The sequence below is a fragment of the Ochrobactrum sp. AP1BH01-1 genome (genome assembly GCF_018066705.1).
In the GTDB taxonomy this organism is placed as follows: Bacteria; Pseudomonadota; Alphaproteobacteria; order Rhizobiales; family Rhizobiaceae; genus Brucella.
The window spans coordinates 222,264-236,847 of the sequence record NZ_JAGPOU010000002.1; the positions used below are offsets into that span (position 1 = coordinate 222,264).

Sequence of the window (14,584 nt, forward strand, 5' to 3'; positions counted from 1 at the left end):
CTTTTTCATGTGCCGAGCTTGCGCGCTGCTTAACCTGTCACTATTGCAGGGCGCAGCAATCAGGGTACAGGCGAAGCTGGTTATTGTACTAATGTCCGGCACAGCGCAGGATAGATGACGATTCTATGAAAGCCATCCCGATTAAGGCTATTGAATTGCCGGGTTCGGCTCTCCAAGTATGGACCGAAGCACATTCGTGACCTGCCTCATGACGAAAGGGGGCGCGGATGTGGCAGTCAGGCTGAAAGGCCTGAGAAAGGACTGAAGTTATGACGAGTACTGAACAGAAGACACCGTTGGGTGGCTCTGAAGCGGGCGGCGCGGACGGGCTCTATGCCGTTTTGCCGTTGCGTGACATCGTCGTTTTCCCGCATATGATCGTTCCGCTTTTTGTCGGCCGCGAAAAGTCCATTCGCGCGCTGGAGGAAGTGATGGGCGTAGACAAGCAGATCCTGCTTGCCACCCAGAAGAACGCCGCCGATGACGATCCGGCACCGGATGCGATTTATGAAATCGGCACGATTGCCAATGTGTTGCAGCTTTTGAAGCTGCCGGACGGCACCGTCAAGGTGCTGGTCGAAGGCACGGCGCGCGCCAAGGTTTCCAAGTTTACGGACCGCGAAGATTATCACGAGGCCTATGCTGCGGCTTTGCCGGAGCCCGATGAAGATGCTGTCGAGATCGAGGCGCTTGCCCGCTCGGTGGTTTCCGACTTTGAAAACTACGTCAAGCTGAACAAGAAGATTTCGCCGGAAGTGGTTGGCGCCGCCAGCCAGATCGACGACTATTCCAAGCTTGCCGACACGGTTGCCTCGCATCTCGCGATCAAGATTCCTGAAAAGCAGGAAATGCTGTCGATCCTCTCGGTGCGCGAGCGGCTTGAGAAGGCGCTTTCCTTCATGGAAGCCGAAATCTCGGTCCTCCAGGTCGAGAAGCGTATCCGCAGCCGCGTCAAGCGCCAGATGGAGAAGACGCAGCGCGAATACTATCTCAACGAGCAGATGAAGGCGATCCAGAAGGAGCTTGGCGATGGCGAGGATGGTCGCGATGAGGCGGCTGAACTCGAAGAACGCATCAACAAGACCAAGCTTTCCAAGGAAGCCCGCGAAAAGGCGCAAGCCGAGCTGAAGAAGCTGCGCAGCATGAGCCCGATGTCTGCCGAAGCAACAGTCGTGCGCAACTATCTCGACTGGCTGCTGTCCATTCCGTGGGGCAAGAAGTCGAAGATCAAGCAGGACCTGAACTTTGCCGAGGAAGTGCTCGATGACGAGCATTTCGGCCTCGACAAGGTCAAGGAGCGCATTGTCGAATATCTCGCGGTGCAGGCTCGCTCGACCAAGATCAAGGGCCCGATCCTCTGCCTCGTCGGACCTCCCGGCGTCGGCAAGACCTCGCTCGCCCGTTCGATTGCCAAGGCGACAGGCCGTGAATATGTCCGCATGTCGCTCGGCGGCGTGCGCGACGAGGCCGAAATCCGCGGTCACCGCCGCACCTATATCGGCTCGATGCCCGGCAAGGTCATCCAGTCGATGAAGAAGGCGAAGAAGTCCAACCCGCTTTTCCTGCTCGATGAAATCGACAAGATGGGCCAGGATTTCCGCGGCGATCCGTCATCGGCCATGCTCGAGGTGCTGGACCCTGAACAGAACTCGACCTTCATGGATCACTACCTTGAGGTCGAATACGATCTGTCGAACGTCATGTTCGTGACGACGGCCAATACGCTGAACATTCCCGGTCCGCTTTTGGACCGTATGGAAGTCATCCGTATCGCCGGCTACACCGAGGATGAAAAGCTCGAGATCGCCAAGCGGCACCTGCTGCCGAAGGCCATCAAGGATCACGCCCTGCAGCCGAAGGAGTTTTCGGTCACGGACGATGCGCTGCGCAATGTTATCCGCCTCTACACGCGGGAAGCAGGTGTGCGTAGCCTCGAACGTGAACTGATGACCCTGGCCCGCAAGGCCGTGACCGAAATCCTGAAGTCGAAGAAGAAATCGGTGAAAGTCACCGAAAAGAACCTCTCCGACTATCTGGGTGTCGAGCGGTTCCGCTTTGGCCAGATCGATGGCGAAGATCAGGTCGGCGTCGTGACAGGCCTCGCCTGGACGGAAGTCGGCGGTGAATTGCTGACCATCGAAGGCGTCATGATGCCCGGCAAGGGCCGCATGACCGTCACGGGTAACCTTCGCGACGTGATGAAGGAATCGATTTCGGCGGCGGCATCTTATGTCCGCAGCAGAGCCATCGATTTCGGCATCGAGCCTCCGCTGTTCGACAAGCGCGATATCCACGTGCACGTGCCGGAAGGTGCGACGCCGAAGGACGGTCCGTCCGCCGGTATCGCCATGGTTACGGCGATCGTATCCGTGCTGACCGGCATTCCGGTTCGCAAGGACATCGCAATGACGGGCGAAGTCACGCTGCGCGGTCGTGTCCTGCCAATCGGCGGCCTGAAGGAAAAGCTCCTTGCAGCGCTGCGCGGCGGCATCAAGAAGGTTCTGATCCCGGAAGAAAACGCCAAGGATCTGGCGGATATTCCGGACAATGTGAAGAACAATCTTGAGATCGTTCCGGTGTCACGCGTGGGCGAAGTGCTCAAGCACGCTCTGGTGCGCGAACTCGAACCGATTGAATGGACAGAGCCGGAAACACCGGCGACCGTGCCTTCGATCGAGGAGGAAGCAGGGGCCTCGATGGCTCACTAAAAGCTGCTTGTCAGGTCCAACAATCGAAATGCCGGGCAAATTGCCCGGCATTTCTGTGTTTAACCCCGGTTTTCCGGGGTTTTTTCATGTTGACAGGCTTGGTTTGTGAAACGATTTGAATAAACTCCCACCAATCCGGTCACGTTATCCGTTCCGGTAGATAAAGAAAGGAAATGCCAATGAACAAGAACGAATTGGTTGCCGCAGTTGCGGAAAAGGGCGGTTTGACGAAGGCTGATGCTGGCACTGCTGTTGATGCCGTACTCGCTGCTGTTACCGGTGCCCTGAAGGCTGGTGAAGAAGTGCGTCTGCCTGGCTTCGGCGTTTTCTCCGTTTCGCATCGCGCTGCCTCGACCGGCCGTAACCCGTCGACCGGCAAGGAAGTTGCTATTCCGGCTCGCAACGTGCCGAAGTTCTCGGCTGGCAAGGGCCTGAAAGACGCCGTAAACGGCTAATCATGATCTGGAGAGTGACAGCTCTTCGAACGGATCGTGACGATAAATTTCCAGCCATCGCGGCATGATCGCGATTGGCTGTCGAGAAGGCCCGGTTTATCCGGGCTTTTTTCGTTTGTATGGTGAGGGTTGCTTCAACAAACCGTCGCGATATGGCACCTTGAAGAAGAAGGGCCTTTGACACTTGCGCTGTGAAGGTCAATGAATTGGAGAGGCCTATCGATCGACAGACTGCAGGCTAAGCTGACGGAGATGGATTGAGTGTATGCCGTCTGAGGGGAAGGTACATTCGCATGAATACAGCTTTTGCCGCCGCACATCCGCTTCTGAGAGAAAGAGACGGGCACCATGCCCGGGTGACGTTCGAGGAACTGTTTTTCGATCTCGTTTATGTTTTCGCGGTTACGCAGCTCAGCCATGAGCTTTTGCACAATCTGACATTAACTGGTGTGGCTGAAACGCTGATCATCTGGTTCGCAGTATGGCTTGGCTGGCAATACACCTGCTGGGTGACCAATTGGTTCAACCCGGAGACACCGCAGATACGAAGCCTTCTATTTTGTGTCATGCTGCTCGGTCTCGTGATGGCGTCTTCCATCCCAGGCGCATTTACAGACAACGGCTGGATATTCGCGCTGGCTTATGTGGCAATGCAGCTTGGCCGGACGGGCTATATCGTTTTTGTTCTCGGATCCAAGCATCCACTTGCTGCCAATTACAGGCGAATGCTCGGTTGGCTCACCATTGCAGCCTTCTTCTGGCTTGCCGGTTGTTTCGTTGAACATGAAATCCGCCTGGCTTTCTGGTTGATCGCCGTTCTTTGCGAATATCTATCACCAATGTTCGGCTTTGCATTGCCGGGCCTCGGACGTTCCCATACCAGCGACTGGACCATTGAGGGAGGGCATCTGGCGGAACGGTGCCAATTGTTCGTGATCGTCGCTCTTGGCGAAACACTTCTGGCTACCGGCGCATCACTGTCTAATGCTGAGGTCTGGAATTTTGCCCTGATATCGGCGCTGCTGGCGACCTTTGTCGGCACACTAGCAATGTGGTGGCTATATTTCGGCACCTCCAGCAAAGACGCGACGGAAACGATTACCCATTCAACCGATTCCGGGCGGATCGGCGCATATTTTCATTATGTCCATGCAATCCTGGTTGCGGGTATCATTGCAACAGCAGTCGGCAACGATCTGGTGATGGAACATCCACACGATCCGCTGAAAACTGCCTATGTTCTCATTCTCGTTGCTGGCCCGGCAATCTATCTGATGGGCAGCGCGATCTACAAAAAAGTTGTCTATGGCCTCATTCCTCCATCGCATATCTTCGGAGTCTTGGCTCTACTGATGGCGGTTCCGGTGGGTTATGCTGCCGATCTGCTGCAAATGGGAATCTTGACGACCGTCATCATGCTCGTCGTGAGCATCTGGGAAGGGCGCAACAAGCGGCTGCGCAACGCTGCGACGGTGAGTTGAGCGGGCTTTCAGCACGTCTATTCAGTCCCTATTTATGCAACTAGACCCCATTTTGGATTCCTTAGCGACCATGTCAGATACGCAACCCGCTGATCAGCCATTGTCTGATAATCGCCATATCAAAGTTGCCCGAAAGGTCGACATTGCGGTCATTGGGGCCGGACAGGCAGGGCTTTCTTCGGCTTATCACCTGAATAGGCTCGGTCTCGCCGGGGAGCGGCAATTCGTGGTTCTCGATAAGGCTCCCGGTGCTGGTGGGGCCTGGCAGTTTCGCTGGCCATCGCTGACGCTCATGACTGCAAACGCCATTCACGATCTGCCCGGCATGAAGTTTGAGGATGTCGTCGAAACGACGAATGGTGAAGTGCGCGCGTCGGTTGCCGTTCCGCAATATTACCGCGCTTACGAAGAAGAGTTTGATCTGCCGGTGCACCGTCCCGTGACTGTAGGAGTTGTGTGTGATAGAGGGGAGCGACTTCGGGTGGAGACGGATCAGGGCGATTTCTCGGTAGGAGGGGTGATCAACGCGACCGGAACCTGGGAAACGCCCTATATCCCATCCTATCCGGGTGCGGACCTGTTCAAAGGCAAACAATTACACACGCGTGATTATCAGACGGCAGAGGAGTTCAGAGGTAGACGTGTTCTGGTCGTCGGCGCTGGCATCTCCGCTGTGCAACTTCTGGACGAGATATCGCGCGTGACGGAAACCGTCTGGGTTACCCGCAAGGAGCCAGCATTCAGGGAAGGACCGTTTACGCCTGAACTGGGGCGCGCTGCGGTGGCCTTGGTTGAGGAACGAGTGCGGCGGGGCTTGCCGCCTGGATCGGTCGTTTCGGTGACTGGCTTGCCGCTGACGCCGGCCATTGAAGCGGCGCGCGCTCGTGGCGTGCTAGACCGGCTGCCAATGTTCAAGGAGATCACGACGACGGGTGTTCGTTGGGATGACGGAAGTGAGCAATCTTTTGACGTGATCTTGTGGTGCACGGGATTTCGCAGTTCGCTCGATCATCTTGCTCCGCTGCAACTGCGCAACCCTGAAGGCGGCATTCTCATGACCGGTCGTCTGGCGACACAGGTGGCCGCCGATCCCCGCATTCATCTTGTTGGATATGGTCCGTCAGCTTCAACCATCGGTGCAAACAGGGCCGGCGGAGCGGCGGCGCGGGAGTTGGCAAGCTATCTCGGCCTGATATGATCTGACTCAACCAATTTTGCGAGGGGCAGCATGCGGCGAATTCTGAAGTTTGCAGGTGGTCTTCTGCTTGCCATCATACTTGGAGTCGTTCTCTGGCTGGCTGTCAAGCCACCCGAACTTTTGCGTGTCGGCACCGGCTATGCCGCCAAGATTATCTGTTCAAACGTCTTCATTGCCGGACGTGATGCCGACAGTGTTCTTGCTGACGATGTTCAAGCACCGGGCAATCCGTTGCTGCGGTTTCTCAATGTGTCCGTCGACAAGAACCGCGGCAGCGTAACAGTGCGCATTTTCGGTTTCGTCGCGCCCAGTACCGCAACCTATCGTCCGGCGCTTGGATGCGCAAATATCCACGAAAGTGATTTGCGGCTTGAATTGCCCACGGGCCCGCAGGTGCCGGCCGAGCCGATCCGGATCGAGAGTGATCCGGCGGTACAGGCCGTAATCGAGGATGAAGCCCTGGCTGGCCCCGGCATGCGGGCGATTGCCGTTATCCGCGATGGTAAACTGATCGCCGAGAATTATGGTCCGGGTTTTAGCGCCGATACGCCTTTGCTCGGCTGGTCGATGACCAAATCCGTCATGGCGACGCTCATCGGCATGCGCATTGCCGAAGGACGTATGGCGATCGAAAGCACAGGTCTGCTGCCGGAATGGAAAAGTGATGATCGGGCAAAGATTTCGCTTGCCAACCTGATGGCGATGAATAGCGGCCTGCGCTTCGATGAAGATTATGGCACCGTTGCCGACGTCACGCGCATGCTTTTTCTGGAGTCGGATATGGCCAGATTTGCCGCGTCATTACCACTGGAGGTCTTGCCCGGTACGAAGTTCAACTATTCGAGCGGAACGGCTAGTATCCTGTCGGAGCTCTTCATGGACAGTTTCAACAGCCGTGAGGAGGCGCTGGCCTATCCCCGGCTGGCGCTTTTCGGCCCACTCGGCATGAGCAGCACTATTCTGGAGGCGGACGCTTCAGGCGTCTTTGTCGGTTCCTCCTATATGTATGCGACCGCGCGGGACTGGGCGCGTCTGGGTGCATTTCTCGCAGATGGCGGGAAACTTTATGGAAAGCCGGTTTTGCCTGCGGACTATATTCCGTTCATGCGTAAGCCTACGCCAGAGTCAGAGGGGCGTTACGGTTCTGCGCAGGTCTGGCTGCAACTGGGCGGCGTGAAAGCGGGTGAAGACGGTATTCCGGAAGATGCATTCTGGATGTCGGGACATGACGGACAAAGTGTCATGGTCGTTCCATCACTACATCTTGCCGTAGCTCGTCTTGGCCTGACACCGTCACGCACCGGCTACAACGTTCAATTGCTGAACGCCAAAATTATCGAAGCTGTTCGGCAGGAGAACTGATCGTCAGTTTGCGGAAATCATTGCCGCTTGGATTCTGGAAGGCGCTGAGCCCGAATTCCGGCAGTATCGCATAGAGGTGATCGAAAATATCTGACTGTATCTGTTCGAAGGACGCCCAGACCGTTGTGTTTGCGAAACAGTAAATTTCGAGCGGCAAACCTTCGGGCGTAGGGTCCATCTGACGGACCAGCAGCGTCATGCCTTTGTGGACGCCTGGATGGTTGCGCAGATAGTTTTCCACATAGGCACGAAACGTGCCGATATTGGTGAACTGGCGCCGGTTGACCGGATTGTTGGCGCGGTCACCGAGCTTCTGGTTCCATTCGGCAATCTCCTTGGCCTTCTTCGGCAAATATTCCGCCAGCCAATCGACGGTGGCAAGTCTGGCGCGCTCTTCCTCCGACAGAAACCGAATTGTGTTCTGATCGATGTAAAGCGCGCGCTTGATCCGCCGTCCGCCGGATTCCTGCATGCCGCGATAGTTCTTCATCGGCTCGGTGATGAGCTTGCGGATGGGAATTGTAGTGATGGTCTTGTCGAAGTTCTGAACTTTGACGGTATAGAGCGCGATCTCCATGACATCGCCATTGGCGTCAAGGTTTTTCATTTCGATCCAGTCGCCGACACGCACCATGTTGGAGGAAGCGATTTGCATACTGGCGACGAGGGAAAGCAACGTATCCTGAAAAACGAGAATCAACACTGCCGCCATGGCACCGACGCCCGATAGTAGGATGACCGGCGACTTATCCAGCAATGTCGCGATGATGAGAACCGTCGCGATGATATAGACCGCCAGCTTGGCGACCTGGATATAGCCCTTCATAGGGCGGAATCTTGCCTCGGGGCGACGGTGATAGAGCGTATCGACAAGCCCAAACACCGAATTAATCGCCAGCGCCAGCGTCAATATGATGAAGGCTATCGCGACATTTCGAATGACGGTGATCACACCTTCCGGCAGTCCTGGCACAGCCATGATCCCGGATGAAATGATCAAGGCGGGAACAATATTGGCAAGGCGGCTGATGACGCCGTGCTTCTTGAGCTCTTCATCCTGTCCGAAAGATGTTTTCTGGACAATGCGATCCAGGATTTTCAACAAGATTGCTTTGATGAGAAAGTTTGCAATAAACGCTGAAAGGAATAATCCACCAAGAGCAGCAAGCGTTTCCGCCCAAGGATAAGCAATCAGGAATTCCGACAATATTCTTTCCCGTTATATGATTTCGATACGGACTTTTATTGTGCGTAGCGTGGTTGCGCGCTTAATTCAACCATAGGGATACGTTTTGTTCACGCGAAAACCCCGGCTGAAGCGCCGGGGGAATTTTCGTTTTAACCTGTGTAGCGGAATTTGCCAGTTTCCTACTGTGCTGGCGCTGGCGATGCCGGTGTCGGCGTTGTGCCGTTTGCGGGCGCATCCGTGGCCGGAGCGTTGCTCCCGGTTGCAGCAGCCGGGTCAGCTACGCCATCAGCAAAGAACTTCGAGCGGTCGAAAGCCGGTGCGTCATTCAATTGCTGCTTGTTTGCCTTGATGACCAGCCAGGTTTTTCCGTCGCTGCGCGTCGCAAGTTGAAGCTGGTCAGGGCTAACCGCCACATCTTTTTCGCCAACGCCGAGGAAACCGCCCACACCGATGACAGCGGCTTCGATCTGTCCATCAGGGCTGGCGATCAGGTCATTCAGCTTGCCTACTGATTGAGCGTCGGGTGCATCGCTCTCATAGACGCTTTGCCCGATAAATGAGGAGACAAGGAGTTGGCCTTCTTTGGGTTCTACAAAACCGATCTTACCAGTTTCTCCAGTCATGGGCTTGCCGAACATGTCCTTGGATGAAACCGGCATGTCTTGCGTCGCCGCGGGCGCTTGCGCCGGGGCAGACGAAGGAGCCGTCGTTTGCGCCAAAGCCGATCCCCCGATTAGCAATGCACAGGTCGTCGTCAGAAGTGTAGTTTTGAACATAACTATCTCCTTGATACGTTCCGGTTATATGAACCGAACGCTGAAATAGTCACTTCGTTCCCAAATTCATTCCAATCCGCGGCGCGTTACAGTTCTGCGCTTATGGGGGAATATCTCCTCCGCTACCATTCGACAAACAAAAAGCCCGCGCGAGGCGGGCTTTTAGTATTGCTGTTTTACCGACGATTTAGCTTTAGCTGCAGCCGCTCGTTGCGCCGCAGGTGTCGCACTTCAGGCAGGTGCCGTTGCGCACCATGGTGAAGTTCTGGCACTCGGTGCAGCTGTCGCCCGTATAGCCCTGCATCATTGATTTGATGCGGCGATCGGCCTCCAGCTTCTTGGCCGCATTTGCGCTTTCCGCACGAGCCGAGGCAGCGTCTGCAGCAGCCTTGTCCGAGAACAGTTCAGTTGCCGATGTGCTCTCCTGCTGTTGCGCCGGTGCGGGCTGTTCCTCGAATTCGCGCTTGAACGCCGTAGCGCCATCCGTCACCAGACCGATTGTCGCCGGGCGACTGCCCGCCGGAGCGGTCGACTTCAAGGTCGTGACGTTGGAGGCCTGCGGCGCAGAACTCGTCGATCCCGTCGATCCCTTGGCTTCGTTACCCGTGTTTGTCACCAAAGTGGGCTTGTAACCGCGTGTCCATCCGGTGGAAACGAGATTGGTCTTGCCTTCCTTGATGCCCTTGCCGAGCGCCGTATTGCCGAAATCGCTGGTATCGACATGGGCGAGGTCGTTGCGTCCGAGATAGGACACAGCCAGTTCGCGGAAGACGTAATCGATGATCGATGTGGCGGTCTTGATGGCATCGTTGCCGATGACCATGCCGGCTGGTTCGAATTTCGTGAAGGTGAAAGCCTCCACATATTCTTCAAGCGGCACGCCGTACTGCAGGCCAAGTGACACGGCAATGGCGAAGTTATTCATCATTGCGCGGAAAGCGGCGCCTTCCTTATGCATGTCGATAAAGATTTCACCGAGGCGTCCGTCACCGAATTCGCCAGTGCGCAGATAGACCTTGTGTCCGCCGACGACGGCCTTCTGGGTATAGCCCTGACGGCGGTTCGGAAGCTTTTCGCGCTCATGCACGATCTTTTCGACCACTTTCTCAACGATCCGCTCTGTCACCTGAACGGCGCGGGCTGCTGCCGGTGCTTCGATCAGCGCCTCGATTGCGTCATCTTCATCCTCGTCATCGGCAATCAGGGATGCATTGAGTGGCTGCGAAAGCTTGGAACCATCGCGATAAAGCGCGTTAGCCTTGAGCGCCAGCTTCCAGGACAGCATGTATGCGTCCTTGCAGTCCTCGACCGTTGCGTCGTTCGGCATGTTGATCGTCTTGGAGATCGCGCCCGAAATGAACGGCTGCGCGGCTGCCATCATGCAGATGTGGCTATCCACCGAGAGATAACGCTTGCCGATCTTGCCGCACGGGTTGGCGCAATCGAACACGGCGTAGTGTTCTTCCTTCAGGAAAGGAGCGCCTTCGAGGGTCATTGCGCCGCAAACATGGATGTTGGCTGCTTCAATTTCCTTGCGGGTAAAGCCAAGGGCAGGCAGCATCTCGAACGAGAAATCGTTGAGCTGCTCGTCGGTGAGCTTCAGCACATCCTTGCAGAAATCTTCGCCCAGCGTCCACTTGTTGAAAGCGAACTTGATGTCGAATGCGCTTTTCAGAGCCGCATTCAGGGCTTCGATCTTCTCATCGGTGAAACCCTTGGACTTCAGGGAAGACGGGTTGATGCCCGGAGCCTGATTGATGTTGCCATGGCCGACTGCATAGGCTTCGATTTCGGCGATCTGGCTTTCCGAATAGCCGAGCGTGCGGAGTGCTTCCGGCACGGCGCGGTTGATGATCTTGAAGTAGCCGCCACCGGCGAGCTTCTTGAACTTCACCAGAGCGAAGTCCGGTTCGATGCCAGTCGTGTCGCAGTCCATGACGAGGCCGATCGTGCCGGTGGGCGCGATAACAGTTGCCTGTGCATTGCGGTAGCCATGCTTTTCGCCCAGTTCCAGCGCCTTATCCCAGGCCGCACGGGCATGGACGATCATATCCTGATCCGGGCAATCCTCGGCAATCAGCGCGACCGGGTTAACAGCGAGACCTTCGTACCCTTGCGTTTCACCATGTGCGGCACGACGATGATTGCGAATGACGCGCAGCATGTGCTGTGCGTTCGGTTCGTAGCTCGGGAAAGTGCCCAGTTCCTTCGCCATTTCGGCGGAGGTGGCATAAGCCACGCCGGTCATGATCGCGGTCAGCGCGCCGCAAATAGCGCGACCTTCATCGGAGTCGTAAGGAATGCCGGAAGTCATCAGCAGGCCGCCAATATTGGCGTAGCCGAGGCCGAGCGTGCGGTATTCATAGGAGAGGCGGGCAATTTCCTTGGATGGGAACTGCGCCATCATCACCGAGATTTCGAGAACGATAGTCCACAGGCGGGCCGTATGCTCATAAGCCGCAATGTCGAACGAACCGTCCTTGTTGCGATAGGTGAGCAGGTTGATCGACGCCAGGTTGCACGCCGTATCGTCAAGGAACATATATTCCGAGCACGGATTGGAGGCGCGGATCGGACCAGCCGTCGGGCAGGTGTGCCAATCGTTCATGGTCGTGTTGTAGTGCAGGCCCGGATCAGCCGATGCCCAGGCGGCATAACCGATCTTTTCCCAAAGATCGCGTGCCTTCAGCGTCTTCATGACGCGACCGTCGCGGCGTGCGGTCAGATTCCAGTCGCCGTCATTTTCGACAGCGCGCAGGAACTCGTCCTTCAGCGAGACGGAGTTGTTGGAGTTCTGGCCGGAGACAGTGAGATAGGCTTCCGAATCCCAGTCCGTGTCGTAGGTCTTGAACTGAATGTCAGTGTAGCCCTGACGCGCAAACTGGATCACGCGCTTGACGTAGTTTTCCGGGACCTGATTCTTCTTCGCGGCCTTGATTTCACGCTTCAGGGCAGGGTTCTTCGCCGGGTCGAAGCAATCGTCATTATCTGCTTCGCAGTTGACACATGCCTTCATGATGGCGGTCAGATGCTGCTTGACGATCTTGGAACCGGTGACGAGCGAAGCAACCTTCTGCTCTTCCTTGACCTTCCAGTCGATATATTCCTCGATATCCGGGTGATCGATATCAACGACCACCATTTTGGCTGCGCGGCGGGTCGTGCCGCCAGATTTGATGGCGCCCGCGGCGCGGTCGCCGATCTTGAGAAAGCTCATGAGGCCGGAGGACTTGCCGCCGCCAGAAAGCTTTTCACCTTCGCCGCGCAGATAGGAGAAGTTGGAACCAGTGCCCGAACCATATTTGAACAGGCGCGCCTCGCGGACCCAAAGGTCCATGATGCCGCCTTCATTGACCAGATCGTCGCCAACCGACTGAATGAAACAGGCATGCGGCTGCGGATGTTCGTAGGCCGACTTGGACTTGGTCAGCTTGCCAGTCTGCCAGTCGACGTAGAAATGGCCTTGGCCGGGACCGTCGATGCCATAGGCCCAGTGCAGGCCGGTGTTGAACCATTGCGGGCTGTTCGGCGCCACACGCTGCGTTGCGAGCATATAGGCAAGTTCGTCGCGGAAGGCGAGGGCATCTTCTTCGGAGGCAAAATAGCCGCCTTTCCAGCCCCAGTAGGTCCAGGTGCCGGCGAGACGGTCGAAGACCTGGCAGGCATCCATTTCAGAGCCGTAGCGTTCGTTTTCCGGCAGCTTGGCGAGCGCTTCCTCATCGGCGACTGAGCGCCACAGCCAAGAGGGAACATCGTTCTCCTCGACCTTCTTCAGCTGTGCGGGGACTCCAGCCTTGCGAAAATATTTCTGGGCGAGAATATCAGCGGCAACCTGGCTGAACTGCGCGGGTACATTGATGTTCTCGAGACGGAATACGATGGACCCATCGGGATTCTTGATCTCGCTGGTCGCAGTCCGGAACGCGATGTCCGCATAGGCCGACTGATTCTCTTTCGTGAAACGGCGTTCGATCTTCATCTGTCCCATCCAAACGTTCTATATATAGTAGCTTTAGTGACGGTTTTCAGCCACGGCCTGTCTGTATCGCGTCTCTGTCAAAACAGCTCTTCTGCGGGGAGGAGCGTCTTGTTGGGGAGAAAACTCCCTGAAATCCGCTCCGTCTCATCAAAGCCCACGAAAAAACGCCTCAGGGGAGCACAATTGCAACCTTGCTGACGCTATCGCGATCAAAAATCAGCGGAACGAAAAATACCTTATCTTGTAAGAAGCATGAGCGCAAATACTAAATCTAGTGTTAACGCTGTTTCTTTCTGACGCTGCATCTGCTTCTCCAGAGACCGGAATGCCCAGAATACGGGCGCAAGAAAGCACCGAGCGAAAACCACACTTCCAAAGCGCGACGCTCGTTCGATACTCAACTTGACCGAAAAAAGATCGACGGATTTACAACGCCCGACCACGCCACTTACGCAACGATAACCCCATAAAAAACGACTCGGCTTCGAGCGTCAAGCAATGGTTTGCTGCAACGCTTCAGCATCTAGATATTGTGCGCAACCTCTTGCGGCAAATGTGGATAACGGGGAGAAGCGACACTTTTGCGAACCAAGCCGGCTATAAGATTTTGCGGCTACGAAAGCCACATTTTAGCGTCCTCTAAAGGAGTAAGTTCGGCGGAGTTCTCCAGTGGCAGGGGAAATCCCTGTAAACGGATCGTAACCCGGAATAAATTACGGAGTAGGTGGGGCTGCGCGCTGCCTACTCGGCGGCCGCAGCGATTCCCGAATCACCAAACTGGTTCAATATTTGCTTCAATTCGGTTTCTTCGACCCGACATGCAGCTTCCTGCGGGGATACCCACTCGCAGATGCGCTGGTCCCGTTCAGGCCAGTCTTTTTCCTGACTTGTGAATTGCACCGGGAATACTGCCGCTATGAACTGATTGATACGCTCGGGCGGCAAGTCCGTCTTGCAGTAGCAGAAGCTACCGATCGGTGATGGGGAGACTTCACCCCGAATGCCGGCTTCTTCATAGGCTTCGCAAAGAGCAGTTTCCGCAAGAGTACGACCGACTTGCGGCCACCCCTTGGGAATGATCCAGCGTCCCGTGCCGCGGCTCGTGATGACGAGAACCTTGAGCGCCCCCATCTCGCGACGATGAACAAGCGCCGCCACCTGCTGCAAACGACCCGAAGGCGTAAGGATACGCTTTTCAGTTGCAATAAGTTGGCTTGCCTGCGACTTCACCGCGAAAATCCCCTCTTTCTTTACAGCATGATCCGATTCGTCAAAATAACAACTGGTTAGTTAGACTGCGGACCGTCGAAAATGTTCCAAAAAATCTTTTATTTTAAAGGCATTACTAAAATCACTGGACGAAATAGCAGCTTTGGAAAGGCGCTCCGGCCTTGATTGGCTTTATTTCGATGCGCTTTCTATAAGGTGCGATTGCG

At 55.9% G+C, this 14,584-nt stretch carries 9 protein-coding genes; 5 read left to right on the plus strand and 4 right to left on the minus strand.

Annotated elements, in window-relative coordinates:
* The first annotated feature begins 269 nt into the window (after window positions 1–269).
* The 5 genes from lon to J9800_RS06470 all read left to right on the plus strand — a co-directional run bounded on the left by lon (window position 270) and on the right by J9800_RS06470 (window position 7,204).
* Entirely contained in the window at window positions 270–2,708 is a 2,439-nt protein-coding gene (gene lon, locus J9800_RS06450; protein WP_112588238.1) for an endopeptidase La, read from the plus strand.
* Window positions 2,709–2,887: 179 nt separating this feature from the next.
* Window positions 2,888–3,163: an HU family DNA-binding protein gene (locus J9800_RS06455; RefSeq protein ID WP_006470422.1), complete on the plus strand. Its 276-nt coding sequence runs from the start codon at window positions 2,888–2,890 to the stop codon at window positions 3,161–3,163.
* Window positions 3,164–3,456: 293 nt separating this feature from the next.
* The gene (locus tag J9800_RS06460; protein ID WP_114215419.1) at window positions 3,457–4,644 is read left to right on the plus strand and encodes a low temperature requirement protein A; all 1,188 of its coding nucleotides are present in this window, start codon (window positions 3,457–3,459) and stop codon (window positions 4,642–4,644) included.
* Between the two features lie 70 nt (window positions 4,645–4,714).
* The gene (locus tag J9800_RS06465) at window positions 4,715–5,842 is read left to right on the plus strand and encodes an NAD(P)-binding domain-containing protein (RefSeq protein ID WP_114215418.1); all 1,128 of its coding nucleotides are present in this window, start codon (window positions 4,715–4,717) and stop codon (window positions 5,840–5,842) included.
* A 30-nt stretch (window positions 5,843–5,872) separates the two neighbouring features.
* A complete protein-coding gene (locus J9800_RS06470; RefSeq protein WP_114215417.1) occupies window positions 5,873–7,204 on the plus strand; it encodes a serine hydrolase domain-containing protein in 1,332 nt (443 codons plus the stop codon).
* On the opposite strand, the gene J9800_RS06475 is transcribed toward J9800_RS06470, so the two are convergent.
* The 4 genes from J9800_RS06475 to J9800_RS06490 all read right to left on the minus strand — a co-directional run bounded on the left by J9800_RS06475 (window position 7,176) and on the right by J9800_RS06490 (window position 14,378).
* The gene (locus tag J9800_RS06475; protein ID WP_114215416.1) at window positions 7,176–8,411 is read right to left on the minus strand and encodes a mechanosensitive ion channel family protein; all 1,236 of its coding nucleotides are present in this window, start codon (window positions 8,409–8,411) and stop codon (window positions 7,176–7,178) included. The genes J9800_RS06470 and J9800_RS06475 overlap by 29 nt on opposite strands.
* A 161-nt stretch (window positions 8,412–8,572) precedes the next feature.
* Window positions 8,573–9,169 (minus strand): PRC-barrel domain-containing protein, encoded by a 597-nt coding sequence (locus J9800_RS06480; RefSeq protein WP_114215415.1) that lies wholly within the window; start codon window positions 9,167–9,169, stop codon window positions 8,573–8,575.
* Window positions 9,170–9,362: 193 nt separating this feature from the next.
* Entirely contained in the window at window positions 9,363–13,148 is a 3,786-nt protein-coding gene (locus J9800_RS06485; RefSeq protein WP_114215706.1) for a vitamin B12-dependent ribonucleotide reductase, read from the minus strand.
* Between the two features lie 741 nt (window positions 13,149–13,889).
* On the minus strand, window positions 13,890–14,378 hold the full coding sequence (locus J9800_RS06490; protein ID WP_114215393.1) for an NUDIX hydrolase: 489 nt from the start codon (window positions 14,376–14,378) through the stop codon (window positions 13,890–13,892).
* Window positions 14,379–14,584 lie beyond the last annotated feature (206 nt).